Consider the following 25101-nt stretch of genomic DNA (forward strand, 5'->3'; position numbering starts at 1 on the left):
TCGGCGGGCGCCGCCGGCCCGGTGCCGGCGTGCTCGCGCGCGCCCATCCTGCCCCAGGCCGTCAGAGGACGAAGGCCTCCTGGCCGGTGCTGCTCACCATCGGGCGGCCCGCACCCTGCCAGGCGTACATCCCGCCGTCGACGTTCACCGCATCCCGGCCCTGCTGCACCAGGTACTGGACGACCTGCGCGGAGCGGCCGCCGACCCGGCAGAGCACGTACAGCTTCTCGTCCGGCAGCTCGCCGAGGCGGGCGATCACCTCGCCGATCGGGATGTGCAGCGCGCCGTCCACGTGGCCGGCGTCCCACTCGTCCTGCTCGCGCACGTCCAGCAGGGCGGCGTCGGCGGGCACGGCGGCGGCGTCGGCGGAGGGGATCTGCGGGAACATCGTGTGGCTCTCCTGATGAGGGTGCGTCCCGGCCGAAGGCTGGGGGACGGTCGGATGCGTGCCATTGTCGCCCACCGGCGCCGTGCCGCGGCCGCCGGAGGACGGGCCGTCCCCCGGGGCCGGGCCGCCGAGCAGCCGCTCCAGCTCGGCCTGCCGCTCGGCGGCCTTGGCCAGCAGCTCCTCGGCGAGCTGCTCCAGCAGCCGGTCCGGATCCTGCGGGGCGAGGGCGAGCAGCTGGCCCATCGGGGTCTGCTCCAGCCGGACCTGCTCGGCGGCGGTCTCGGCGATCTTGGCGGTCAGCCAGTCCAGTCGGCGACGCAGCCAGTCCGGGCGGTCGGGGGCGTCGACGGCGGGCGCGGCCTCCGGCGCGGTGGACCACTCGGTGGCCAGGGCCCCCAGCGCGGCCGCGTCCCCGTACGCGTAGGCCTCGTTGACCCGGGCCAGGAAGCCGGCCCGGCGCTGCTGCTCGGCCGGGTCGGTGGTCAGGTCGGGGTGGGCACGGCGGACCAGCTCGCGGTAGATCCGCTGAGCCTCCTTGCCGGGCCGCACCCGCTCCGGCGCGGCGGGCGGCGGCGGGGCCGCCTCCCCGTCCTGGCCGGACTGCTCCCGCACCGAGTCGAACAGCGCGTCCAGGTCCGGCAGCTCCTCGACCTGCCGGCGCGCCTCGGCGGCCCGGCGCAGGTCCTCGGGCCGGCCGGTGCGGGCCGCCACGGCCTCGGCGACCAGTGCGTCCAGCTCGTCCAGCCGGGCGTAGAGCGGGCCGAGCAGCTGGTGGTGGATCAGCGCGAAGTTGTCGATCTCGACCCGCAGCGTCTGCACGTCCACGTCCATGCTGAGCCAGGCCAGCTCCGCGGCGGCGACCCGCTCCTCCAGCTCTCCCCCAGCCTCCGGCCGGGGGTACCCCCAGCGCTCCGGGTCCGTCCAGCGGGCGGGGCTCTGTGCGCTCACTTCTCGCCTCTGTCTCGTCCGGCCGGCTGCGTCCTGCGGGCCACCCGTACGGGCGGTCCGGCCTGCCACCCTACCGCCGTGGTGACAGGCCCCGTCCGGGTGAACCAGGGGTGCGAACCGGCGCGCGGCACGCGACACACAACCGATCCTGAGGAATCTCCCCGTTTCGGTGTCGAGCCCGGCCCGGTCCGTGCTTCGCTGGTATCCGCACAGCGTGCCTTCCTCCGGAGAGACGGCCGCCCCCGGGCGCGGCGGCCAGGCGGGAGCAGAGCGGATCCATGGTGGCCGAGTCCAACTCCACACCGCGGTCGGCGGGCGACGGAACCGCGTCGGGTGACCACCCGACGGGTGTAGCCGCCCTGGTCCGGCTCGCCCCCGTCCTGGTCGACCGGTCCGGCCGGATCGCGCAATGGGGCCGGGCAGCCGAGGAGCTGTTCGGCCACCGCGCCGAGGTCGCCCACGACCGCCCGGCCTCCGGTCTGCTGCCCGCCCTGGACTCCCGGGTGCTCGAACGCTGCTCCGTCCGCCGCCACTGCGACGCGTTCGACACCCTCGCCGAGCGGACCGCCGACGGCCGGCCCTGGATCGGCCGGCTCACCGTCACCGACCGCGAGGAGCACCAGCGCGACGTGCTCTGGTGGGCCTACCCGCTGCCCGGCCCGTCCGGCGGACTGCTGGCGCTGGCCGCCGACGCCCGCCCGCTGCGCTCCACCGGGCCGCGGCTCGCGCTCGGCGAGCGGCTGCTCCCCTTCGCCGCCGCACCCGGCGCCCGGGGCGGTTTCCACACCCTGGCCGCGGCACTCACCCCGGCCGGGCGGCCGGTGCCCGAACCGCTGGCCCGGCTGCTGCCCGCCACCCACCGTGCGGCGCTGCTGGCCGCGCTGGAGCAGGGCGGGCTGCCCGCCCTGCGGCTGGACCCGGCCACCGTGCTGCCGGTGCTGCCCGCCGACGCGCAGACCGGTACGGCGCACGCGGCCGCCGGCCTCGGCCGCCGCTACCCGACGCCCCAGCAGCGCGCCGCCCGGGTCGGCCCGCCGCCCCAGCCCGAGCAGGGCTCGCCCGGCCGCCGTCCGCCCGGGCCGCTGCCCGTCCAGCGCGAGACCGCCGAACGTCCCCCCGCCCAGTCCGCCGTCCCCTCCGCCGTCCGGCCGGTGGCCGTCGGCGGCGCCGCGGCGGGCGGCGGCCCGTCCGTCCCGCCCCCGGCCCCAGACCGGGAGGCGCCCCCACCCACCGCAGGAGCAGTCGCCATCGAGCACGCCGCCGTCGAGCCGTCCACCAACGGCCGCCCCCCGCTGCACACCGACCAGGCCCCGCCCGTCCCGGTCCCCGCCCCCGCGACCGGCGAGGGCCCGCCCGGCGGACGGCTCGGCCCGTTCCTCACCAACGGGCAGGCCGGCGAGCAGCTGGCCCTGCTGAACGAGGTCGGCGGCAAGGTCGGCACCACGCTGGACCTCGGCTTCACCGCCCGCGAGCTCTGCCAGGTGCTGGTCCCCCGGATCGCCGACTTCGCCTGCGTGGACCTGGTGGACGGGCTGATCGCGGACTCCGAGCTGCCGGCCGCCCGCCCGGACGACGACACCATGCTGCGCCGGGTCGCCCTGGTCTACAACGAGACCGGCGGCGCCTGGGACCACGTGCTCTCCGAGGGCTCGCTGGTCAGCATGCCCCGCCGCACCCCGCCCGGGATGGCCCTGCAGCTGAACCAGCCGGTGCTGGTCCCGGTGGTCAGCTCGGACGTCGCGGTCGACTACGCGATCGCCCTCGGCGGCGTCCGGCTGGCCCCGGTGGTCTCCGGCCGCTCGATGCTGGTCGTCCCGCTCTCGGCCCGCGGCACCGTACTGGGCATCCTCAAGCTGCTCCGGCTGCCGGACCGCGCCCCCTTCGACGAGAGCGACGCCGCGACCCTCAAGGAGCTGGCCGTCCGCGCCGCGCTGTCGCTGGACAACGCCCGGCTGCACCGTGCCGAGGCACGGGTCGCCACCACCCTGCAGCGCTCGATGATCCCGACCCGGCCGCCGCAGATCCCCGGCGTGCAGATCGCCCACCGCTACCTGCCCGGCGACCCCAAGGCCGAGGTCGGCGGCGACTGGTTCGACGCGATCCAGCTGCCCGGCAGCCGGGTCGCCCTGGTGGTCGGCGACGTGATGGGCCACGGCCTGCACTCGGCGGCCGCGATGGGCCGCTTCCGCACCGCCATGCAGACCCTCGCCGCCCTGGACCTGCCGCCCGGCCAGCTGCTGCGCCACCTGGACAACCTGGCCCACAAACTCGGCGACGACCACCTCGCGACCTGCCTGTACGCGGTCTACGACCCGATCAACCGGACCTGCGAACTGGCCAGCGCCGGCCACGTCCCGCCCGTCCTGGTGCACCCGGACGGCACCGGCGAGCTGCTGGAGATCCCGGCCGGCGCGCCGATCGGCGTCGGCGGGGTGCCGTTCGTCGCCAAGACCATCGACGTCTCGGACGGCTCGATGCTGGTGCTCTGCACCGACGGCCTCGTCGAGGTCCGGGGCGGGGACATAGGAGCAGGCCTGGCCGCGCTCTGCGGCAACCTGATCGACCCGCAGCAGAGCCCCGAGCAGGCCTGCGACGAGGTGCTGCGGCGGCTGCACTCGGACGACCGCAAGGACGACGTCGCCCTGCTGGTGGCCCGCTTCGACGGGGTCGCCCCGTCCGAGGTGGCCACCTGGGACCTCGCCGTGGACCACCGCGAGGTCCGCCGGGCCCGCTCGCTGGTCCGCGAGCAGCTGGCCGGCTGGCACCTGGAGGCGCTCAGCGACACCACCGAACTGCTGGTCAGCGAGCTGGTGACGAACGCCGTGCGGGTCGCCCGGGACACCGTGAAGCTCCAGCTGATCCGGGTGGACAAGCTGCTGGTCGAGGTCAGCGACGACAACCACAACCTGCCCTCGCTGGAGCCGGCCGAGCAGCTCGGCGAGACCGGCCGCGGCCTCACCCTGGTCACCAAGCTCGCCGAACGCTGGGGCACCGCCCGCAAGGCGGTGGGCAAGGTGGTCTGGTTCGAGCTCCCGCTCCCGCACGCCTGACGGCCGCACCGGCGGCGCCGGACACCGAACGGCCGCGTACGGGCACCCGTACGCGGCCGACGAAACGCGATCAGCACCCGTCAGGGGATGACGGCCCCCGCCGAGCGGCGACGCCGAGCCTCCACCGCGACCTCCCGCGAGGCGGCCGCGGCCACCGAGGTGGCGGCGCCGACCCCGGCCAGCACCCTCGGCCAGAAGTCCCCGAAGACCTCCACCGAGACGGCGATCAGCAGCGCGGTGATCACCGCGACCACGTGCTCCAGACCGGCCAGGTTCGGCAGCACGACCGCCTCGCCGATCATCACCGCCACCACCAGTCCGCCGGTGAACCAGGCCCGGCAGCGGAACGCGATGCAGATCGCCAGCGCCACCACCGCGGCCGAGGGCCCGGTGTCCCGCACGTAGGAGACCCACTTCGGGAAGCCGAACAGGTGGTGCGGCCCGATCGCCACACCGACCCGGGCGAACAGCGTGCCCGCCAGGGTGCAGGCGTAGGCGACCACCAGGGTCATCCGCCGGCCGAGCACGATCTCGGCGATGGCGAAGACCACGAACACCTGGGCCAGCGCCCCCCAGACCGGAAGGTCCAGCGCCGGCACGTACAGGGAGAGCGGGGTCCGCAGCAGCGAGACCTCCAGCGGCAGCGCCGCCCGCACCACCCCGATGTTGTTGACGAAACGCTCGCCGCCCGGCAGGTGCTGGACGATGCTGAACAGCAGGATCAGAAACGTCGCCATTGCGGCCAGCGGAACCGCGGCGAACTTCTTTCGCACCACCGCGTCCCGGACCGTCACGAACAACGTTCCCCACTCGGCGAGAGCGGCCGATCTGGCGATTGCCAGCGGCCGCTTTCGCACGCCCCCCGCGTGGGTCCTGTGAATCACAACCGTTTCTCCGAATCCCCGAACTCTCGACTGCTCCAACATTAGAAGCCTGTTAACACGGCCACATCGGCATGGATGGGGATCGGGGTCATCCTCAGGGGGGAGGCCACTCCCCCAACGGCCCCCCAATTCGACCGACCGGCCCCCTCCGCCCCCCGACGGAGGGCTACCCCTTCCCGTCCCGTGCCGCCACCGGGAGCCGGGGCGCCACCACGGCGGCCCGGGCGTGCCGGCGGCGGAACAGGGCGGGCAGGCTCGGCGCGACGATGAAACCCTCGGCGCGCGCGCTCGCGATGCCGATCCGCGGAATCTCGCTGCTCTTCTCGAAGAGCAGGTACCGCGGTTCCCAGATCGGCCGGTACTTGGCATTGGCGCGGTACAGCGACTCGATCTGCCACCAGCGCGAGAAGAACCCCAGGATCGAGCGCCACAGCCGCAGCACCGGACCGGCTCCGAGGCGCGAACCCCGCTCGAAGACCGAGCGGAACATCGCGAAGTTCAGCGACACCCGCTTCAGCCCGACCTCCTCGGCGCGCTGCAGCAGTTCGATGACCATGAACTCCATCAGGCCGTTCTCGGTGTCCCGGGCCCGGCGCATCAGGTCCAGCGAGAGCCCGTCCGGGCCCCACGGCACGAAGCTCAGCAGCGCCTTGAGCTCGCCGTCCCCGTCGTGGCACTCCAGCATCACGCAGCGGCCGTCGCCCGGGTCACCGAGCCGGCCGAGCGCCATCGAGAAGCCGCGCTCGGTCGCCCCGTCGCGCCACTCGTCGGCCTTGGCCACCAGCTCGGCCATCTCCGCCTCCGAGATGTCCTCGTGGCGACGGATCCGCACCGTGTACCCGGCCCGCTTGACCCGGTTGTAGGCCTGCCGGACCACCCGCATCGCGCGACCGTCCAGCGAGAACTCGTCCAGTTCGACGATCGCCTCGTCGCCCAGCTCCAGCGCGTCCAGCCCGTGCCGGGCGTAGATCACCCCGGCCTCCTCGGAGGCCCCCATGACGGCCGGCGCCCAGGCGTGCTCGCGGGCCTCGGCCAGCCAGGCGTCGATCGCGCCCGGCCAGGCCTCCGGGTCGCCGATCGGGTCGCCCGAGGCGAGCGAGACGCCGCCGATCACCCGGTAGGTGACCGCCGCCTTGCCGCTGGGGGAGAAGATCACCGCCTTGTCCCGGCGCAGCGCGAAGTAGCCGAGCGAGTCCCGCTCGCCCTGCTTGTCCAGCAGGCCGCGCAGCCTGGCCTCGTCCTCGGTGGTGAGCAGCTCCTTGCCGCGCGGGCTGCGGAAGGCCACGTACAGCACCAGCAGGAAGAGCACCGCGCCCATCGCGTTGATCGCGGCGTTCACCCAGGTCGGCGCGGCGATCACCGAGCGCAGGTGCTCGGACGGGGTGATCGTGATCATCCGGCCGACGGAGTACCGGAACAGGTCCCAGAAGCCGGCGCCGGACAGCTCGTTGGTCAGCCAGACCAGCAGCGCGCCGACCCCGCCGCCGAACGCCAGCCCGCCGACGAAGGTGGCCGCCGCGGTCTTCGGGTTGGAGCTGTCGCCCTTGGACGTGAACTCCTTCCGTCCGACCAGCAGCGCCACCACGAACAGGCAGGTCAGGATGGTGGAGAAGTAGTTGAGCGGGTGGGTGTCGAAGCGCTCGTCCGGCACCACCATGGCCGCCAGGTACAGCAGCGCGAACAGGCCGCCGAGCGCCGTGTTGAAGATCCACGCGGCCCGCTTGCGCCGCCGCATCGCGATCGCGAGGAACACCGACAGCACCGCGCTGGCCAGCCCGGAGGTCATCAGGTACGGGGTGAAGTACTCACCCTCGTTGTGCTCGCTGACCTGGTTGCGGAAGGGCACCAGCAGCACCGTCGCCACGTTCAGCAACGCGATCAGCCGCAGGTACCAGACGGAGGCCGCGGCGGCCCTCGGGCGCCAGCGGTCCAGCACGCCGCCGGGACGGGGCCCCGGGGATGTGGCGGACGGCTCCGACTTCACAGTGGACGACACAGCTCAATTCCAAACGATCAGATGGCGGGGCGCATCCGCGAACGGCCCGGCGTCGGGCGCCCGCTCTTGCCCGACGGACTGACCGGCGACCTCACCCGGCCGACCGCCGAATGGAGAAGCGGCCGGAAAAGGGTCAGCCAACTCCATGTTTCCCCACCGAAGCTGAGAATTGCGTGAACCGGGTAGCGGATTCCCACCCCCGCCGAACGGCGGGGGTGAACACCCCCCCACACGTTCGGCGCCCCGCCCCGGCTACCCCTACTCTCGACTCGAAACGACCCACGCGGACCGCCCCGACCCGGCCGCCCGAACCGAGGAGGCACCATCACCACCACCCGCGTGCTGATCGTCGACGACGAGATCCTGGTCCGCTCCGGCCTGGGCCTGATCGTCGGCTCCGCCGCCGACCTGGAGGTCGTCGGCGACTGCTCCGGCGGGCAGGCCGAGGAGCACGTCCAGCGGCTGCGCCCGCACGTGGTGCTGCTCGACATCCGGATGCCGGACCTCGACGGCATCTCCGTGCTGCGCCGCCTGCGTGCCCTGCCCGACCCGCCCGCCGTGGCGATGCTCACCACCTTCGACACCGACGAGTACATCGGCACCGCACTGCGGGCCGGCGCGGCCGGCTTCCTGCTCAAGGACACCGCCCCCGACCAGCTGGTGCACGCCGTCCGGGTGCTCGCGGCCGGCGGCAACATCCTCTCCCCGACCGTCACCCGCACCGTGATCGGCGGCTACGTGGACGGCGGCGGCCCGGACGCCGAGGCCACCGCGCTCGCCCGCACGCTCACCGGCCGCGAGCTCGACGTGCTCTCGCTGCTCGGCGAGGGCCTGTCCAACGCCGAGATCGCCGACCGGCTCTTCCTCGGCACCGGCACCGTCAAGGACCACATCAGCGCGATCCTCGGCAAGCTCGGCGCCGCCAACCGGGTCCAGGCCGCCGTCCTGGCCCACCGGGCCGGTCTGGTCCGGCCCAAGCCCGGCGACGGGGCATGACGACCGCCGACCAACTGCCGTCCAGACGGCTGCCGGCCTGGTGCACCGCCCCCTGGCTGATGCTGCTGCTGCCCGTCCTGTACTCCCTGCTGGACGCCGGCCTGGTGGCCCGGGAGGCCGCCTGGTGGCAGGTGGCGCTGTCCACGCTGGCCGCCGTCGCACTGTTCTGGCGCCGCCGCTTCCCGGTGACGGTGCTGCTGCTCACCATGCCGGGCAGCTGGGTGGACGAGATCTGGCTGGCCCCGATAACGGCCGTCTACTCGGTGGCCGCCGAGCGCCCCCGCCCCCGGGTCGTGGTCCCCTGCGGCATCCTGTTCGCCCTGGTCGAGTTCTTCCACTGGCCGCTGCCCGAGGACATCGTCACCCTCAGCCGCGCCACCACGCTGGACGCCATCCAGGCCGTGATGCTGGCGGCCGGACCGGCCGCCACCGGTCTGCTCGCCCGCACCCGGCGGGAGCTGGCCGTCCGCCTGGACGAGCTGACCCGCGGCCAGGAGCGGGAGGGCCGGCTGCTGGCCGAGCGGGTGCTGATCAGCGAGCGCGGCCGGCTGGCCCGGGAGATGCACGACGTGGTCTCGCACCAGGTCAGCCTGATCAGCATCCAGGCCGGCGCGCTCCAGGTGAGCAGCCCCGATCCGGCGGCCGTGACCGCCGCCCGCACCATCCGCGAGCTGTCCGTACGGACCCTGGACGAGCTGCGCCAGATGGTCGGGGTGCTGCGCGGCACCGGCGGGCTGCCGGACGCCCCGCTCGCCCCGCAGCCCCGGCTGGCCGACCTGCCCCGGCTGATCGAGGAGAGCGGCCTGGCCGCCGACACCGAGCTGGTCCCCGGCGACCGCCCGTGGCCGGAGGCGGTCGAGCGGGCCGCGTACCGCACCGTCCAGGAGGCGCTCACCAACATCACCAAGTACGCCCCGGACGCGGTGGTGCACGTGCGGGTCCGGGCGAAGGGCCGCCGGCTGCGGGTCGAGGTCCGCAACGAGGCCCCGCCGGTGCACCCGGCCGAGATCCTGCCGGGCGGCGGCCACGGCCTGGTCGGCCTGCGCGAGCGCGCCCAGCTGCTGGGCGGCACCCTCACCGCCGGGCCGACCCCGGACGGCGGCTTCGAGGTCCGCGCCGAACTCCCGGCCAGCCGCAGCTGACCCGTCCCGCCCTCGGACCCCCACCGCCCGGCGCCGGGCTGCGCCAGGACGACAAAAAGCCCCGCAGATCCGTAGATCTGCGGGGCTTCGCTGTGCGCGAGGGGGGAGTTGAACCCCCACGCCCTTTCGGGCACTGGAACCTGAATCCAGCGCGTCTGCCTATTCCGCCACCCGCGCATGGGTGTTGTCCTCGTTGCCGGCCGATCTCCCGAACCGCTCGGTACCATGGGTACTTCGCGCTTCCTTGGACCGGCCTCCCTTCCGGGCGGCCCTTCCGACGTGGAAAACATTAGCACGACCTCGCGGGCTGCTCCGAATCCGTCGTCCGGAGGGCCCGACGGCATCCGAACCGATGCCCGGCGAACGTCCGTGCGATTGTCGGAAGGGCGCTCCGACGGGCAGACCTGGCGTGCCGTACCCGAAATGCGTCACCCTGTGTGTCCGAGCCCACCTCCGGGCACCACACGGTCCGGGAACCGTACGGAAGGGCCCGGCGTGGATACGATCAGTACGGAAGTACCGCAAGTAGGAGGCGCGACCGGGTCCCGGGCGGGATCCGGCCGGCAGGCAGGCGAACGAACCCTGGAAGGGGGTGCCCCATGGGAGTGCTGAAGAAGTTCGAGCAGCGACTCGAGGGTCTCGTCAACGGCACCTTCGCCAAGGTGTTCAAGTCCGAGGTCCAGCCCGTGGAGATCGCCGGGGCGCTGCAGCGCGAGTGCGACAACAACGCGAGCATCTGGAACCGCGACCGCACCGTCGTGCCGAACGACTTCATCGTCGAACTGAGCCCGCACGACTACGAGCGGCTCAGCCCCTACTCCGGGCAGCTCGGCACCGAGCTGGCCGGGATGGTCCGCGAGTACGCGGAGGCCCAGCGGTACACCTTCATGGGTCCGCTCCAGGTGAACCTGGAGAAGGCCGACGACCTGGACACCGGGCTGTACCGGGTGCGCAGCCGCACCCTCGCCGCCGAGGAGCCCCAGCAGCAGTACGCGCCGCCGCAGCCCGGCTACGACCGCCCGCCGGCCGCCCCGGCCCCCGGTGCACCGTGGCAGCAGCCCGGTGCCGGCCCGTACGGCGCGCCGCCGCCGCCGACCGCGCCCCCCACGATGCCCCCGGGTCCGCCCGCGCCCGCCGGCGGCAACGTCCGCGCCTTCCCCGGCGCCGGCCACGGCGGCGCCGGGACGCGCCGCTGGGTCGAGGTGAACGGCGCCCGGCACCAGATCACCGGTTCGGCCTGCGTGCTCGGCCGCTCGACCGAGGCGGACGTGCGGATCGACGACCCCGGGGTCTCCCGCAAGCACGCCGAGATCCGGCCCGGCACTCCTTCGATGGTGCTCGACCTGGGCTCCACCAACGGCATCGTGGTGGACGGACAGCACACCCAGCGCGCTACGCTCCGCGACGGCTCCCGAATCGTCGTGGGCTCCACCACCATCGTCTACCGGCAGGTCGAAGGGTAGTGTCCGAATTGTTCGCGCGCCTCGCTCACCGACTGGCGGGACGGTCATGTCAGAACTGACCCTCACGGTCATGCGGCTGGGCTTCCTGGCCGTGCTGTGGCTGTTCGTCATCGTCGCGATCCAGGTGATCCGCAGCGACCTGTTCGGCACCAAGGTGAACCCGCGGTCCTCCCGTCGCGGCGCGAGCGCCACGACGGCCGGCGGCGCGGCCACTGCGACCGCCGCACGCGCCGCGGCGCCGACCCAGGCCGGCCCCGCGGCGGGCCAGACCCAGGGCGGCGGCGGCGGGCGCCGCCGCGGCGGCCCGACCCAGCTCGTCGTGGTGCAGGGCTCGCTGGCCGGCACCACGGTGGCGCTCCAGGGCCAGACCATCACGCTCGGCCGCGCGCATGACTCCACCATCGTGCTGGACGACGACTACGCGTCCTCCCGGCATGCCAGGATCTATCCGGATCAGACTGGGCAGTGGACGGTCGAGGATCTAGGCTCCACCAACGGCACCTATCTGGACCGGCAGCGCCTGACCGCGCCCACCCCGCTCCAGCCGGGCATGCCGATCCGTATCGGCAGGACCGTCATCGAACTGCGGAAGTAGTAGCGCATGAGGGACAGCATCCCGTCCATGACCCAGAGGGGGGCACAGGTCGCATGACCCTGGTGCTGCGCTTCGCCGCCGGCTCCCACAAGGGACTGATCCGGGAGGGGAACGAGGACTCCGGCTACGCCGGGCCGCGGCTGCTGGCCGTGGCCGACGGCATGGGCGGCGCCGCGGCCGGCGAGGTCGCTTCCTCCGAGGTGCTCGGCTCGATCGTCCGGCTGGACGAGGACGTGCCGGGCGCCGACCTGCTGACCCTGCTGGGCGACGCCGTCCAGGGCGCCAACGACCGGCTCCGCCAGATGGTCGAGGAGGACCCGCAGCTGGAGGGCATGGGCTGCACCCTGACCGCCATGCTGTGGACGGGCCAGCGGATGGGCCTGGTGCACGTCGGCGACTCCCGGGCCTACCTGCTGCGCGACGGCTCCCTGGTGCAGATCACCCAGGACCACACCTGGGTACAGCGCCTGGTCGACGAGGGCCGGATCACGCCCGAGGAGGCCGAGACCCACCCGCAGCGCTCGCTGCTGATGCGGGCGCTGGACGGCCGCGGCCAGGTCGAGCCCGACCTGTCGATCCGCGAGGTCCGGGCCGGCGACCGCTACCTGATCTGCTCCGACGGCCTCTCCGGCCCGGTCAGCCACCAGACCCTCCAGGACACCCTCGGCAGCTACTACGCGCCCGAGCAGACCGTGCAGGAGCTGATCCAGCTCGCGCTGCGCGGCGGCGGTCCGGACAACATCACCTGCATCGTGGCGGACGTCATCGACGTCGGCGCCACGGACACCATGAGCGGCCAGTTCAACGACGTCCCGGTGGTGGTCGGCGCGGTCGCCGACGCCCCGCCGTCCTCGGCCGCCACCGACCGCTCGATCGCGGACACCCCGGCGGGCCGCGCCGCCGGCCTCGGCCGCGGCCCGCAGGGCGCCTTCGGCCCCGCCGAGGGCTACGAGGAGGGCTACGGCGCCGCACAGAACGGCTTCGGCCCCGCCGAGGGCTACGAGGACGGGTACGGCTCCGGCGAGCCCTCGGTGTACGGCGCCGAGGACTTCGACGAGGGGCGTCCCGCGAAGCGCAAGCGCAAGGGCCTGACGGTCTCGCTGGCCGTCCTGGTCACGCTCGGGCTGCTCGGCGGCGCCGGCTACTTCGGCTACCAGTGGACCCAGGACCAGTACTACGTCGGCACCCAGGACGACCACGTCGCGATCTACCAGGGCATCAACCAGAACCTGGCCGGCGTGAGCCTGTCCTCGGTGCACTCCTCGTACAGCAAGATCCAGCTGAAGTGGCTGCCCGAGGACCAGCAGGTCCACGTGAAGAAGACCATCTCGGTCGGCAGCATGAAGGACGCCCAGTCGACGGTCAACGAGCTCGAAGGCTGGGTCCTGCTCTGCCAGCGGGCCGCGAAGCCGACCACCCCGGCCGCACCGTCCGCCACCCAGGCGTCCCAGGCCGTGTACCTGGCCACCACGCCCACTCCGACCGAGAAGAACCGCGGCCCGGCCGCGGCGACGCCGTCCACCGCTCCCTCGACCACACCGGCGCCGACCGCACCGGCGGCACCCGCCCCGGCGCCGAACGCCACCCCTCCGGCCACCGGCACACAGGGCGACCAGGCTCCGTTGACCGAAGAGGAACTCAGCCGGGCCAACTCCTGCCCGAAGCAGTGACGTCCGTGATCCGACATAGGACCGCCCCGAGCGGGCTTGCCGGCCGTCAGGGAGCGGTCACCACGTGAGCAGCTACGACCTGAGCCAAGAAACCACCCGATCCGGCCGGCGCCGGGCGGCGGCCGAACGCGCCGCCCCCCGCCGGCGTGGCAACACCACGATCTCCCCGCAGGAGGCGCCCAACCGGCGCAACACCGAGCTGGCCATGCTGGCCTTCGCGGTGCTGCTGCCGGTCCTCGCGTACGCCAACGTCGGCCTCGCGATGGACGGCAAGCTGCCCGCCGGCATGCTCGGCTACGGGCTCGGCATGGGCGCCCTGGCGATGGTCGCGCACCTGCTGGTGCGCCGCTTCGCGCCGTACGCCGATCCGCTGATGCTGCCGATCGCCACCCTGCTCAACGGGCTCGGGGTGGTGATGATCTGGCGGCTGGACAAGGCCGGCAAGCTGCTCAGGAACAACTACCCGGCGGCCGAGAACCAGCTGATGTGGTCGGCCCTCGGGATCGCCGGCTTCATCGCGGTGATGGTCCTGCTGAAGGACCACCGGGTGCTCCAGCGCTACACCTACATCTCGATGGTGGTGGCCCTGGTCCTGCTCGCCGCCCCGGCCTTCTTCCCGTCCCGGGACGAGGACTTCGGCGCCAAGATCTGGATCCGGATGGGCAGCTTCTCCATCCAGCCGGGCGAGTTCGCCAAGATCATCCTGACCGTCTTCTTCGCCGGCTACCTGATGGTCAAGCGGGACGCCCTGGCGCTGGCCAGCCGCCGGTTCATGGGCCTGTACCTGCCGCGCGGCCGCGACCTCGGCCCGATCATCGTGATCTGGCTGCTCAGCCTGCTGATCCTGATCTTCGAGAACGACCTGGGCACGTCCTTCCTGTTCTTCGGCCTGTTCGTGGTGATGCTCTACGTCGCCACCGAGCGGACCAGCTGGATCCTGTTCGGCCTGCTGATGTCGGTCGGCGGGGCGGTCGCGGTCGCCTCGACCGCCAGCCACGTGAAGGTCCGCATCAACGCCTGGCTCGACCCGATGGCCGTCTTCGGCCCGAACCCGCCGAAGGGCGCCACCGAGCAGATCGGCCAGTCGCTGATGGCGCTCGGCTCCGGCGGGGTCACCGGCTCGGGCCTCGGCCAGGGCCGTTCCTGGCTGATCGGCTTCGCCGCCAAGAGCGACTTCATCCTGGGCTCCTTCGGCGAGGAGCTCGGGCTGGCCGGCCTGATGGCGATCTTCCTGCTGTACGCGCTGCTGGTGCAGCGCGGTCTGCGCACCGCACTCGCCGCCCGTGACCCGTTCGGCAAGCTGTTCGCCGTCGGGCTCTCCTCGGCGATGGCGATCCAGGTGTTCGTCGTGGCCGGCGGTGTCACCGGGCTGATCCCGCTGACCGGTATGACCATGCCGTTCCTCGCCCAGGGCGGTTCGTCCGTGGTCGCCAACTGGGCGCTGGTCGCGATCCTGCTGAAGATCAGCGACAGCGCCCGCCGCCCCGGGGCCGAGCCGGCCCCGGCCACCGAGGGCCAGGGAGGACCCGCCCGATGAACAAGCCGATCCGCCGGGTCTCGATCTTCTGCCTCGTGCTGATCCTGGCCCTGATGGTGCGCACCAACTGGGTGCAGGGCGTCCAGGCCGAGTCCTGGGCGACCAACAAGAACAACAAGCGCCAGCTGTACGACCGGTACGCCCACCCGCGCGGCAACATCATCGTCAGCGGCCAGCCGGTCACCAAGTCCGACTTCGTCAACGGCCTGCGCTACAAGTACAAGCGCTCCTGGGTCGACGGCCCGATGTACGCCCCGGTGACCGGCTACTCCTCCCAGGCCTACGGCTCCAACCAGCTGGAGAACCTGGAGGACGGCATCCTCTCCGGCACCGACGACCGGCTGTTCTTCCGGAACACCCTGGACATGCTGACCGGCGAGCAGAAGCGCGGCGGCGACGTCGTGACCACCATCAACGCCAAGGTCCAGAAGGCCGCCTTCGACGCCATGGGGAACAAGAAGGGCGCGGTGGTCGCGCTCGACCCGAAGACCGGCGCGATCCTGGGGATGGTCTCCACCCCCTCCTACGACCCGAGCACCTTCGCCGGCGGCGAGGCCGCCGACACCAAGGCCTGGACGGACCTCAACGCGGACCCGAACAAGCCGATGCTCAACCGGGCGCTGAAGGAGACCTATCCGCCCGGCTCGACCTTCAAGCTGGTCACCGCGACCGCGGCGTTCGAGAACGGCCTGTACCAGGGCATCGACGACGCCACGACGACGCCGGAGCCGTACATCCTGCCCAACACCACCACGCAGCTGAAGAACGAGAGCCCCAACGAGCGCTGCGAGAACGCCACCATCAAGTCCGGGATGGACCAGTCCTGCAACACGGTCTTCGCCAAGATGGGTGACGACCTCGGCAAGGAGAAGATGCGGGCGCAGGCCGAGAAGTTCGGCTTCAACAGCACGATCGACACGCCGGTCCGCTCCGAGAAGAGCGTCTTCCCGGACAGCTCCAGCCGGGACGGCACCGCCCAGGACTCGATCGGCCAGCACGACACCCGCGCCACCCCGCTGCAGATGGCCATGGTCTCCGCCGCGATCGCGAACAACGGCAGCCTGATGCAGCCGTACCTGGTCGACCAGGAGCGCTCGGCCACGCTGACCACCGTCTCCAAGCACACCGAGAAGCAGTTCTCCCAGCCGATGAGCCCGGCCACCGCGCAGAAGATGCAGGACCTGATGGTCTCGGTGGTCGAGAACGGCACCGGCAAGAACGCCCAGATCCCCGGACTCCAGGTCGGCGGCAAGACCGGCACCGCGCAACACGGCGAGGACAACGCCGGGCTGCCGTTCGCCTGGTTCACCTCCTGGGCCAAGACCCCGGACGGCCAGTCGGTCGCGGTCGCGGTGGTGGTCGAGGACGGGTCCCAGAACCGCGACGGCATCAGCGGTGGCCGGCTCGCGGCCCCGATCGCCAAGGCGGTGATGCAGGCCGCACTCGGCAAGTAGGAGCGCGGATCCGGGGTGAGGGGAATGTCACGATCGGCACCGTCGTCCGGATACCGGTCTGATATCGGCCGACGGCTGACTCCGGTCCGGTGCGGTACGACCGGTAGCGTATCCGCCAGCAGCGGGTGTGCCCGTTGCCGCCCGCGAGGCACCGCACGGCCCGGCCGGAGAACCGGTCGCGGACCGCGCGGCGTCACCCAGAGCGTGCGGGGACGCCTACGTCACAACCTCACCGGCCGGTGAGGGAGAGGGTCGGAACTATGGAAGAGCCTCGTCGCCTCGGCGGCAGGTACGAGCTCGGCGGCGTCCTCGGACGCGGCGGCATGGCCGAGGTGTACCTCGGCCATGACACCCGACTCGGCCGCTCCGTCGCAGTGAAGACGCTCCGGGCCGACATGGCCCGGGATCCGTCGTTCCAGGCCCGCTTCCGCCGCGAGGCGCAGTCGGCGGCGTCCCTGAACCACCCCGCGATCGTCGCCGTGTACGACACCGGCGAGGACTACATCGACGGCATCTCCATCCCGTACATCGTGATGGAGTACGTCGAGGGGTCCACGCTGCGCGAGCTGCTGCACTCCGGGCGCCGGCTGCTGCCCGAGCGCGCGCTGGAGATGACCATCGGCATCCTCCAGGCCCTGGAGTACTCGCACCGGGCCGGCATCGTGCACCGCGACATCAAGCCGGCCAACGTGATGCTGACCCGGCAGGGCAACGTCAAGGTCATGGACTTCGGCATCGCCCGTGCGATGGGCGACGCCGGAATGACGATGACGCAGACCTCGGCCGTCATCGGCACCGCCCAGTACCTCTCCCCCGAGCAGGCCAAGGGCGAGCAGGTCGACGCCCGCTCCGACCTCTACTCCACCGGCTGCCTGCTCTACGAGCTGCTGACCGTCCGCCCGCCGTTCGTCGGCGACTCGCCGGTCGCGGTGGCCTACCAGCACGTCCGGGAGGAGCCGCAGCCGCCGTCCGTCTTCGACCCCGAGGTGCGCCCCGAGGTCGACGCGATCGTGCTGAAGGCGCTCGCCAAGGACCGCGACTACCGCTACCAGACCGCCGACGAGATGCGCGACGACATCGAGCGCTTCCTCGACGGCCTGCCGGTGGCCGCCGCCCAGCAGGCCGCCGCGTACGGCATGGGCGCGGCCGGCTACGGCTACGGCTACGACCAGAACGGCTACCCGCAGCAGCACGACCCGTACGGCCAGACCAACGTGCTGCCGCAGCAGCCCGGCGGCGGCCCGACCACCGTCCTGCCGCAGGCCTCCGGGCAGGGCGGCTACCAGGACGACGGCTACGGCCAGACCCACGCCGGCCCCGCGGTCGGCGGCAACGACGGCTACGACGACGGCTACGGCCGCGGCCGTAGGGGCGACGACCCGCCGAAGAAGAGCAACACCTCCTGGATCGTGCTGGCGGTGGCCGCCGTGCTGGTCTTGGTCGGCACCTTCTTCGTCGCCCAGGCGATGTTCAGCGACAAGGGCTCGAAGGACGCCACGAAGGTCACCGCGCCGAACCTGGCCGGCAAGACCCTGGCGGAGGCCAAGGCAGCCGCCACCGCGGTCGGTCCCAAGCTCGTGGTGACCGAGGGCGAGAAGGTCGCCTGCCCGGACACCAACATCAAGAAGGACCAGGTCTGCACCCAGAATCCGCTGGCGGGCACCCAGGTCGCCGAGACCGCCACCATCACGGTGCAGATCTCCTCGGGCCCGGCCAAGGCGCAGATCCCCAGCGTGGTCGGCAAGCCCAAGGACCAGGCCACCAAGGCGCTCGCCGACCTCGGCTTCACCAACGTGACGACCGAGTACAAGGACGACGACACCGCCGCGCAGGACACCGTCACCGCCCAGGACCCGGCGGCCACCACGGCCGTCGACCCGAGCACCCCGATCAAGCTGACCGTGTCGCAGGGCAAGACCAAGGTGAACGTCCCGAACGTGGTCGGCGCCCAGAAGGAGGACGCGACGGCCACCCTCCAGGGCCTCGGCTTCCAGGTGGACGCCTCGAAGACCGCGCCGGCCCCCGACCCGAGCAAGGTCAACACCGTCGCCATGCAGTCGGTCCAGGCCAACACCAAGGCCCCGGCCAACACCAAGATCGCGTTGACCATCTACAAGGCGCCGGAAAAGGTCCCGGTCCCGCCGCTGGCGAACGTCAAGCTGTCGGACGCCATCTCCCAGCTGTCGAAGCTCGGCCTGAACTACACCGTGGCCAGCGGCCCGCCGGACCCGAACGCGACGGTGCAGCAGAGCAACCCGCCGGCCGGCACCCAGGTCGACCCGAACACCCAGATCCAGCTGTACACCAAGGCGGCCGAACCGCCGAAAGGGGGCGACCCCACCACCCCACCCGCCAAAGGGGACCACTAGGCCTCCGATCTTCCCCTGGTTCAACTGAGCCGGGGCCGGACGCCGGGTAACTCCCAAGACCGCCCGAGGGCCCGCCGCAACGCTTGCGGCGGGCCCTCGGGCGTTCCGGGCCCCAGGCCCGTGCGCGGCTTCAGGACTGCCGCAGCTCCGGCGGCGGGGTGCGCTTGGCGTCCATGTCGTCCACCCGCACCAGGCTCCCCCAGACGGCCATCCGGTAGCGCGAGGTGTACACCGGCGTGCAGGTGGTCAGGGTGATGTAGCGGCCGGGACCGGCGTAACCGGAGCGGGCCGGGACGGGTGCCACGATGCCGGTGTCGTACTTGGACGTCTCCGCCAGGGTGTTGTCGACCTTGTAGACGTACCACTTGTCCTTGGTCTCGACCACGACCGCGTCGCCCTGGTGGACGGCGTCCAGGTCGTGGAACTTGGCGCCGTGGCCGTCCCGGTGGGCGGCCAGCGCGAAGTTGCCCTGCTGGTCCCAGGGCATCGCGGCCTTGTAGGGCTGCTCGTAGACACCCGCCACGCCGTCGTCCAGGACCTCGGTGGAGGTGCCCATCCGGATCAGCACCTGGTAGCCCCGGCCCATCGCCGGGACGTGCAGGAAGCCGACGTCGTCCCCGGCCGCGAACTGCCTGGTCGCGGGCCCGGTGCCGGAGCCCGGACCGGTGCCGGGGGCGTCGGACGCGCCGGGGGCCGGGGCCGCGCCGGGTGTGGCCGGGGGACCGGGGTCCGGGCCCGCGGCCCAGCTGCTGCGCAGCCGGTCGGCGGCGGCCGAGGCCGAGCGGTCGGCCTCCACGTTGGTCCACCACAGCGAGTAGGCCACGAACAGGCCGAGCACCAGGCCCAGCGTGATCAGCAGCTCGCCGAAGACCCCGAGCGCGGCCAGCGCCCGGCTCCGTCCCCGCCCGGCCCGCGGCTCGGGCGGCGGAAAGGCCTCCTGCGCCGGTTCGGCCGACTGCGCGGTCTCGTCCTGCATCTGCGGTGCTCCCCCTCCGGGCCGGGCGGCCGGGCGGCTACCCGCCCGTGATCGCGGCCGGCTTGCCCTGGGCACGCGGCCGTTCCTCGATCATCTTGCCAAAGACGATGAGACGGAACTTGGAGGTGAACTCCGGCGTACAGGTGGTCAGCGTGATGTAGCGGCCGGGACCGGCGTACCCGGCGCCGTTCGGCACCGGCTTGATCACGCTCACGTTGTTGGGGGAGGTCTCCGGGATGCCTCCGGTGACCTCGTAGGTGAAGTAGCCGGCGGCGGTCTCCACCACGATCTTGTCGCCCTTGCCGAGCTGGTTGATGTACCGGAACGGCTCGCCGTGGGTGTTGCGGTGGGCGGCCAGCGCGAAGTTGCCCGCCTTGTCGCCCGGCATCCCGGTGCCGGTGTAGTGGCCGACCAGGCCGTTGTCGAGCACCGCCGACTTGGAGGTGCCCTCGGCGATCGGGAACTTCAGCCCCAGCTTGGGCAGGTAGATGATGGCGAAGCCCTTGCCGGGCTCGAACACCTCGGGCTTGTTCGGGTCCGGGGCCGGCTGGCCCGGCTTTACGGGCGGGGCAGCCGCGTTGAACTGCTGCTCCAGCTGGTTGCGGGCCCCGTCGGCGGCCTCGTCGGCCTGCACGTTGGTCCACCAGAGCTGGTAGGCGACGAAGAGCAGCATCACCAGGCCGAGCGTGATGCACAGCTCGCCGACGCCCCGGGCGGCCACCACGAGCACGGACTCCTTGGGGCGCACCCGCCCGGCGGCACGGCCGCCCGCCCGGCGCCGGCCGCTGCCCGAGCGCAGCGAGGTGCGGCCCTGGGCGGCGCGGCGGCGCTCGGCCCGGCCGCCGGTGGGTGCCGGTTCGGCGGCCGGCGCGCCGTCGACGAGGGGCAGCCGCAGCTGGAGCGTCTGGTCGGGCAGCCAGGGGTACTCGGGCCCGTCCGCGAGGGGCTCCTGGGCCTGCTCGTACACGCCCCAGGCGTCCTCGGGCGCGGTCTGCACCGGAAACCCCTGCTGGTACGGCACGCCACCGGTGCCGTCGTCCTGACCCGGGTACCGGGGCCCGCCGTACTGCTGCACGGTGCCGTACGGGTCCGCCTCCGACTGGAAACGCCCCTCCGGACGCAGCGCGGTCACGCCGGTCAGCCCCGGCCGATCACCGGGGCGAGCCCGGCCGACCGGTCGACCGCCTGCGGGAAGCCGCACTCCGCGAGCCAGTTGGCGAGCATCCGGTGCCCGCCCTCGGTGAGCACCGACTCGGGGTGGAACTGCACGCCCTCGACCGGCAGTTCACGGTGCCTCAGGCCCATGATCACACCGCTCCCGGTGCGCGCGGTGACCACCAGCTCGGCCGGCACGGTGGCCGGTTCGACCGCGAGCGAGTGGTAGCGGGTTGCGGTCAGCGGCGAGGGCAGGCCCTCGAAGACCCCGCCGTCCTCGTGCTCGACCGGCGAGGTCTTGCCGTGCAGCAGCTCGGGCGCCCGGCCGACCACCGCGCCGTACGCGGCCGCGATCGACTGGAGCCCCAGGCAGACGCCGAACACCGGCAGGCCGATCCGCGCGCAGTGGTGCACCATCTCGATGCAGACCCCGGCCTCCTCCGGGGCACCGGGCCCGGGGGAGAGCAGCACCCCGTCGAAGCCCTCCGCGCCGGAGCGGCGTACGGCGTGCTCGACGGTCACCTCGTCGTTGCGCACCACCTCGCAGGTGGCGCCGAGCTGGTACAGGTACTGGACCAGGTTGAAGACGAAGCTGTCGTAGTTGTCCACCACCAGGATGCGGGGCGGGGTGGTCGGCTGGGTCGTCATGCGCGCGTGGTCTCCGTGGGGTGCGGTGCTGGAAGGGAGTTCCGGGCCCGCCGGCTCAGCCGGCCGCGGCACCGTCGCCGCCGTCCACTGTGACGTCGCCGAAGGGGAGCAGCGGTTCCGCCCACGGGAAGACGTAGGTGAAGAGGAGGTACACGGTCCCCAGGACGAGGAGCAACGAGACGAAGGCCCGGACCAGGGTGTTCCCCGGGAGGTGACGCCAGATCCAGCCGTACATGGTGCTCCCTCGACGTAGCGGACTGGGTTAAAGAGTAGACCCGCCGTCCCCGGCTGCGGGGCAGGTCCGCTACGGCGGGCCGCCGGCCGACCGCAGTTCGGTGGTGCCGGAGTACCCGGGCAGGGTCAGCTCGCCGCTCTCCTGGACCTTCCAGCCCAGCCCGTACGCCTGGACGTACTGGAGGTAGTTGCGGATCGTCGGGTCCGCCTCGACGGCCGAGCGCAGGGCGTCGGTGCGCCCGACCGCCTTGACCACGTACGGCGGGGAGTAGACCCGGCCTTGGAGCAGCAGGGTGTTGCCGACGCAGCGGACGGCGCTGGTGGAGATCAGCCGCTGGTCCATCACCTGCACGCCCTCGGCGCCGCCCCGCCACAGCGCGTTGACCACGGCCTGGATGTCCTGCTGGTGGATGACCAGGTCGTTGACGCCGGGCTCGGGCACCCCGGGGATGCGCGCGGTGGCGTTCGGCGGCGCGTCGTTGAGGGTGACGGTCAGGCCGCCGCCCTGGAGCGGCTCCAGGGCCGCGCCGGAGCGCAGGCCGTCCAGCCGCGCGGCGTCGGCGGGGTCGTGGCCCTGTTGCTCGGTGAGCTGCTGGGCGCGGGTCTGGAGGTCGGCGAGCTGGGACTGCGCCTGCTGGTTCTGCCCACTGCGCTGGCGGATCACGTCGCCGAGGCTGAGCAGCGAGTTGTCGGTCCGCAGGTCCGTGCCGCGGGCGGTCTGCGCGCTGATGTAGAAGAGCAGGCCGGCGAGCGCGAAGACGGCACAGGTCAGGGCACGTCCGACAATTCGGGTACCGGAGCGGCGGGTACGGGCCGCTCCAGGGGGAATCGACAAATTAGTCACCGTACCCTTATCTCCTCAAGACCCACCGAGCCACTACGCTAACGGACGCCGGTGGCATGTGGCGGAGCGGTCCCCAGGGCGTTCTCCACAGCCGACCCGGCCGATTCCACCCGCTGCACGCCCGCGCGGTCTCACAGCGCATCGACAGGAGAGCTCCTCGTGCCGAAGTCTCGACTCCGCAAGAAGTCCGACTACACCCCGCCGACCACGGCCACGGTGAAGATCAGTTCGGGCCGCAGTTGGGTCGCGCCGCTGATGCTGGCACTGTTCCTGATCGGCCTGGTGTGGATCGTCACCTACTACGTGACCAGCGGCACCTACCCGGTCGAGAGCTGGCGGAACTGGAACATCCTGGTCGGCTTCGGCTTCATCGCCGCCGGGTTCGGCGTCTCCACCCAGTGGAAGTGACGGCCCGCCCGTCCTGAGGCTCCGATTCGAGCCGTTCTCCGCCGCTTCGGACCGCTCGTCCCGGGGCGGCGGTCAGGCGTGCCCGGAGCCGAGCGGTGATCCGGTCGGTTATCCCGACCATCGGACTGTCATGCTTATCCACATGGTTATCCACACTGGGGAAAAGTCTCCCCGGCCTGTGGATAACCTTCCCGGCCGGGGCCGTCCACCGCTGTGCACAACCCCCGGGAACCGAGAAATCCGCACAGCAGGACGCGCGTAGAACAGCAGTCCACAACCAGCGGGCCGCACAGCCTGTGCACAACCCCGCACCCGCTGTGGACAAACGCTCGAAGGGTCAGGCCCCGTAGAGGGCCATCCCGGTCAGCAGCATCCCCGCCTCGATCGCCAGGGCGCCCGCCACCGCCAGCGCCTGGACCAGGCCGCGGCGCTCGCGCGGGGCGTACATCAGGCCGGCCGCAGTCAGCGCGCCGAGCACCAGGCCGCCGATGTGCGCGCGCCAGTCGATGCCCGGGCGGGAGAAGGTGACGATCAGGTTGAAGACCAGGAACGCCATCGCCGGGCCGAGCGGGCCCTTGTCCCGCAGCTGCATCACGATCGTGGCGCCGATCAGCCCGAAGACCGCCCCGGAAGCACCCAGCGACTTTATCGAGTGGCCCGCCACCAGGAAGGTGAAGACGCTGCCACCCAGGCCGGAGAGCAGGTAGAGGGCCAGGAAGCGCAGCCGGCCGAGCGCCTGCTCCAGCGCCGGACCGAGCCAGAACAGCACCAGCATGTTCATCCCGACGTGCCACCACTCCAGGTGCAGGAAGGTGGCGGTCAGCAGCCGGTACCACTGGTGCGGGCCGTCGGCGACGCCCGCAGGCCCGCCGAGGACGTCCCACCCGGTGCTGAGCAGGATCCAGGTCTGACCCAGCCGCGGGGTGAGCACGTAGGCCGCCAGCACCCAGACCACGACGTTGATCCCGATCAGCACCCGGGTGACCAGCCCGCCGTCGGCGGCAAGGGCCCCGCCGAACCGGGTGGTCGCCTGCCGCGCCCCGGCGTGGCCGTTGCCGACGCACTCCGGGCACTGGAAGCCCACCGAGGCGGCCACCATGCACTGCGGGCAGATCGGCCGCTCGCAGCGGGTGCAGGAGACCCCGGTGGGGGTCTGCGGGTGCCGGTAGCAGCCGGGCAGTCCGGCCTCCGGGGACCGATCGGCCGACGGCCGCGGCTCGTCCGGGAGCATCAGCGGTGTCCCCTTCCCGTACACGACCTCCGAAGCCGCCAGCCTACTGCTGCACCCCCGCTCCCGGACCGGCTCCCCCACACCCGCCCGCCCGCAGGCCCCGCCTCCGGCCCCTCCCCGGCATGCCCTCACCACCCGCCCGCACCACAGAGCCCCGCGTACGGCCCACTCCGACATGCCTCCGGACAAATCAGGATGCATGATCAGCATTCAGGTGGATATGTGCACAAAGGACGCCACCCAGGAGGAGAGACTCGTGAGTTTTACGGATTCGGCCCGAGAGACGGCCACCAGGACCCGGGACACCGCCGCACACTTCGCGGACGGCGCCAGGCAGCGCCTCGGCCCGGCCTTGGAAGCCGTCGGTCCGAAGGCCGCGCTGGCCGCCCACAATCTCCGGGTCCAGTACGACAGGCATCTCGCCCCGCAGTTCGGCCACGCCTTCGCCAGCCTGCCGCCGGAGACCCAGCAGAACGTCCTGAAGGCCCTCCACCGGGCCCAGGAGGCCTCCCTGGCGGCCCGCCTGTCCGCCGCCCGGGCCGCGGACCAGACCCGCGCCACCGTCGGCCCCAGGATCGCCCAGGCCGTCGAGGAGGCCCGCGCCACCGTCGTCCCGGTGGCGCAGGAGGCCCAGGCGCGCGGCGCCGCCGCGCTGACCGCCCTCCACGGCAACGTCAGCGCGGCCGAGATCAGTGAGCTGGCCGCCCGGAACGCCCGGAAGGAGCGCTGCAACCGCCTGGCCGCCGGCCTCGCCGTGGCCGGCCTGCTGGCGATCGGCGGCGGCATCGTGGCCTGGGAGTGGTGGCGTCGGCACAGCAACCCGGAGTGGCTGGTCGAGCCCCCGACCGGGCAGGAGCCCCGGCCGGCCGGCGCGCACCCGGCGTCCGCCCCGGCGAACGGCTCCGCCCCGGACGCCACCGGCGAGCCGACGGACGGGAACGACGGCCCCGCCGCCGAGGACGGCCCGCAGCCGCGCTGACCGTCCGGAAGCACCCGGAACGCCGATCGGCCGCCGACCAACTAAAAGGGGAGGCGCCGGAAGCGGAACCCACGGAAAAAGTGGGGATAATTCAAACAGAAAAACAAAAAAAAAAAAAAAAAAAGAAACCCATA

At 72.5% G+C, this 25101-nt stretch carries 20 protein-coding genes and 1 tRNA gene; 11 read left to right on the top strand and 10 right to left on the bottom strand.

Going from position 1 to position 25101, the window contains the following annotated elements:
• Positions 1-61: 61 nt before the first annotated feature.
• Positions 62-1336, bottom strand: a complete 1275-nt coding sequence (locus tag AB0O11_RS17345) for a rhodanese-like domain-containing protein (protein WP_363387026.1) — start codon at positions 1334-1336, stop codon at positions 62-64.
• A 278-nt stretch (positions 1337-1614) separates the two neighbouring features.
• Between AB0O11_RS17345 and AB0O11_RS17350 the strand changes: the two genes are divergently transcribed.
• Entirely contained in the window at positions 1615-4386 is a 2772-nt protein-coding gene (locus tag AB0O11_RS17350; protein ID WP_363387028.1) for a SpoIIE family protein phosphatase, read from the top strand.
• Positions 4387-4466: 80 nt separating this feature from the next.
• On the opposite strand, the gene AB0O11_RS17355 is transcribed toward AB0O11_RS17350, so the two are convergent.
• Both AB0O11_RS17355 and AB0O11_RS17360 read right to left on the bottom strand, forming a co-directional pair.
• A complete protein-coding gene (locus AB0O11_RS17355; protein WP_363387031.1) occupies positions 4467-5123 on the bottom strand; it encodes a hypothetical protein in 657 nt (218 codons plus the stop codon).
• A 313-nt stretch (positions 5124-5436) separates the two neighbouring features.
• Positions 5437-7206, bottom strand: coding sequence for a phosphatidylglycerol lysyltransferase domain-containing protein (locus tag AB0O11_RS17360; RefSeq protein WP_363387091.1), 1770 nt, complete (start codon positions 7204-7206; stop codon positions 5437-5439).
• A 402-nt stretch (positions 7207-7608) separates the two neighbouring features.
• On the opposite strand from AB0O11_RS17360, the gene AB0O11_RS17365 reads away from it, so the two are divergent.
• A complete protein-coding gene (locus tag AB0O11_RS17365; protein ID WP_234348583.1) occupies positions 7609-8262 on the top strand; it encodes a response regulator transcription factor in 654 nt (217 codons plus the stop codon).
• On the top strand, positions 8259-9404 hold the full coding sequence (locus AB0O11_RS17370) for a histidine kinase (RefSeq protein WP_363387034.1): 1146 nt from the start codon (positions 8259-8261) through the stop codon (positions 9402-9404). Before AB0O11_RS17365 ends, AB0O11_RS17370 begins: the two co-directional genes overlap by 4 nt.
• 93 nt (positions 9405-9497) lie before the next feature.
• Here the strand turns inward: AB0O11_RS17370 and AB0O11_RS17375 are convergent.
• A tRNA-Leu gene (locus tag AB0O11_RS17375) sits at positions 9498-9581 on the bottom strand.
• Between the two features lie 422 nt (positions 9582-10003).
• On the opposite strand from AB0O11_RS17375, the gene AB0O11_RS17380 reads away from it, so the two are divergent.
• The 6 genes from AB0O11_RS17380 to pknB all read left to right on the top strand — a co-directional run bounded on the left by AB0O11_RS17380 (position 10004) and on the right by pknB (position 18492).
• The gene (locus tag AB0O11_RS17380; RefSeq protein WP_363387037.1) at positions 10004-10867 is read left to right on the top strand and encodes a DUF3662 and FHA domain-containing protein; all 864 of its coding nucleotides are present in this window, start codon (positions 10004-10006) and stop codon (positions 10865-10867) included.
• A 46-nt stretch (positions 10868-10913) separates the two neighbouring features.
• Positions 10914-11462 (top strand): FHA domain-containing protein, encoded by a 549-nt coding sequence (locus tag AB0O11_RS17385; protein WP_363387040.1) that lies wholly within the window; start codon positions 10914-10916, stop codon positions 11460-11462.
• 53 nt (positions 11463-11515) lie between these two features.
• On the top strand, positions 11516-13132 hold the full coding sequence (locus AB0O11_RS17390; RefSeq protein ID WP_363387043.1) for a protein phosphatase 2C domain-containing protein: 1617 nt from the start codon (positions 11516-11518) through the stop codon (positions 13130-13132).
• Between the two features lie 160 nt (positions 13133-13292).
• Positions 13293-14669: an FtsW/RodA/SpoVE family cell cycle protein gene (locus AB0O11_RS17395; RefSeq protein WP_363387095.1), complete on the top strand. Its 1377-nt coding sequence runs from the start codon at positions 13293-13295 to the stop codon at positions 14667-14669.
• Entirely contained in the window at positions 14666-16123 is a 1458-nt protein-coding gene (locus AB0O11_RS17400; protein ID WP_363387045.1) for a penicillin-binding transpeptidase domain-containing protein, read from the top strand. The genes AB0O11_RS17395 and AB0O11_RS17400 overlap by 4 nt, the downstream gene beginning before the upstream one ends.
• 260 nt (positions 16124-16383) lie before the next feature.
• Entirely contained in the window at positions 16384-18492 is a 2109-nt protein-coding gene (gene pknB, locus AB0O11_RS17405) for a Stk1 family PASTA domain-containing Ser/Thr kinase (protein ID WP_363387048.1), read from the top strand.
• Positions 18493-18622: 130 nt separating this feature from the next.
• Here pknB and AB0O11_RS17410 read toward each other — a convergent pair whose 3' ends face one another.
• From AB0O11_RS17410 to AB0O11_RS17430, 5 genes are all read right to left on the bottom strand, one after another.
• The gene (locus AB0O11_RS17410; protein WP_363387051.1) at positions 18623-19468 is read right to left on the bottom strand and encodes a class E sortase; all 846 of its coding nucleotides are present in this window, start codon (positions 19466-19468) and stop codon (positions 18623-18625) included.
• A 37-nt stretch (positions 19469-19505) separates the two neighbouring features.
• Positions 19506-20600 (bottom strand): class E sortase, encoded by a 1095-nt coding sequence (locus tag AB0O11_RS17415; RefSeq protein WP_363387053.1) that lies wholly within the window; start codon positions 20598-20600, stop codon positions 19506-19508.
• 5 nt (positions 20601-20605) lie between these two features.
• Complete coding sequence (locus tag AB0O11_RS17420) at positions 20606-21271, bottom strand: aminodeoxychorismate/anthranilate synthase component II (protein ID WP_224283166.1); 666 nt, start codon at positions 21269-21271, stop codon at positions 20606-20608.
• Positions 21272-21326: 55 nt separating this feature from the next.
• Positions 21327-21506: a hypothetical protein gene (locus AB0O11_RS17425; protein ID WP_363387055.1), complete on the bottom strand. Its 180-nt coding sequence runs from the start codon at positions 21504-21506 to the stop codon at positions 21327-21329.
• Positions 21507-21575: 69 nt separating this feature from the next.
• Positions 21576-22334, bottom strand: a complete 759-nt coding sequence (locus AB0O11_RS17430) for a DUF881 domain-containing protein (protein WP_363387098.1) — start codon at positions 22332-22334, stop codon at positions 21576-21578.
• A 174-nt stretch (positions 22335-22508) separates the two neighbouring features.
• Between AB0O11_RS17430 and crgA the strand changes: the two genes are divergently transcribed.
• Positions 22509-22757, top strand: a complete 249-nt coding sequence (crgA, locus tag AB0O11_RS17435) for a cell division protein CrgA (protein ID WP_363387057.1) — start codon at positions 22509-22511, stop codon at positions 22755-22757.
• 337 nt (positions 22758-23094) lie between these two features.
• Here the strand turns inward: crgA and AB0O11_RS17440 are convergent, their stop codons facing one another.
• The gene (locus tag AB0O11_RS17440) at positions 23095-23988 is read right to left on the bottom strand and encodes a rhomboid family intramembrane serine protease (protein ID WP_363387059.1); all 894 of its coding nucleotides are present in this window, start codon (positions 23986-23988) and stop codon (positions 23095-23097) included.
• Positions 23989-24244: 256 nt separating this feature from the next.
• Between AB0O11_RS17440 and AB0O11_RS17445 the strand changes: the two genes are divergently transcribed.
• On the top strand, positions 24245-24967 hold the full coding sequence (locus AB0O11_RS17445; RefSeq protein WP_363387061.1) for a DUF5324 family protein: 723 nt from the start codon (positions 24245-24247) through the stop codon (positions 24965-24967).
• The last annotated feature ends 134 nt before the right edge of the window (positions 24968-25101 follow it).

It is taken from the genome of Kitasatospora sp. NPDC093102 (genome assembly GCF_040683915.1).
GTDB lineage: Bacteria > Actinomycetota > Actinomycetes > Streptomycetales > Streptomycetaceae > Kitasatospora.

What these genes read in the sequence shown, in the direction of transcription:
- AB0O11_RS17410 (WP_363387051.1), bottom strand. Translation starts at nt 19,468, where the DNA reads ATGCAGGACGAGACCGCGCAGTCGGCCGAACCGGCGCAGGAGGCCTTT.
- AB0O11_RS17350 (WP_363387028.1), top strand. Translation starts at nt 1,615, where the DNA reads ATGGTGGCCGAGTCCAACTCCACACCGCGGTCGGCGGGCGACGGAACC.
- AB0O11_RS17400 (WP_363387045.1), top strand. Translation starts at nt 14,666, where the DNA reads ATGAACAAGCCGATCCGCCGGGTCTCGATCTTCTGCCTCGTGCTGATC.
- AB0O11_RS17390 (WP_363387043.1), top strand. Translation starts at nt 11,516, where the DNA reads ATGACCCTGGTGCTGCGCTTCGCCGCCGGCTCCCACAAGGGACTGATC.
- AB0O11_RS17425 (WP_363387055.1), bottom strand. Translation starts at nt 21,506, where the DNA reads ATGTACGGCTGGATCTGGCGTCACCTCCCGGGGAACACCCTGGTCCGG.
- AB0O11_RS17420 (WP_224283166.1), bottom strand. Translation starts at nt 21,271, where the DNA reads ATGACGACCCAGCCGACCACCCCGCCCCGCATCCTGGTGGTGGACAAC.
- pknB (WP_363387048.1), top strand. Translation starts at nt 16,384, where the DNA reads ATGGAAGAGCCTCGTCGCCTCGGCGGCAGGTACGAGCTCGGCGGCGTC.
- AB0O11_RS17380 (WP_363387037.1), top strand. Translation starts at nt 10,004, where the DNA reads ATGGGAGTGCTGAAGAAGTTCGAGCAGCGACTCGAGGGTCTCGTCAAC.
- AB0O11_RS17440 (WP_363387059.1), bottom strand. Translation starts at nt 23,988, where the DNA reads ATGCTCCCGGACGAGCCGCGGCCGTCGGCCGATCGGTCCCCGGAGGCC.
- AB0O11_RS17385 (WP_363387040.1), top strand. Translation starts at nt 10,914, where the DNA reads ATGTCAGAACTGACCCTCACGGTCATGCGGCTGGGCTTCCTGGCCGTG.
- AB0O11_RS17355 (WP_363387031.1), bottom strand. Translation starts at nt 5,123, where the DNA reads ATGGCGACGTTTCTGATCCTGCTGTTCAGCATCGTCCAGCACCTGCCG.
- AB0O11_RS17370 (WP_363387034.1), top strand. Translation starts at nt 8,259, where the DNA reads ATGACGACCGCCGACCAACTGCCGTCCAGACGGCTGCCGGCCTGGTGC.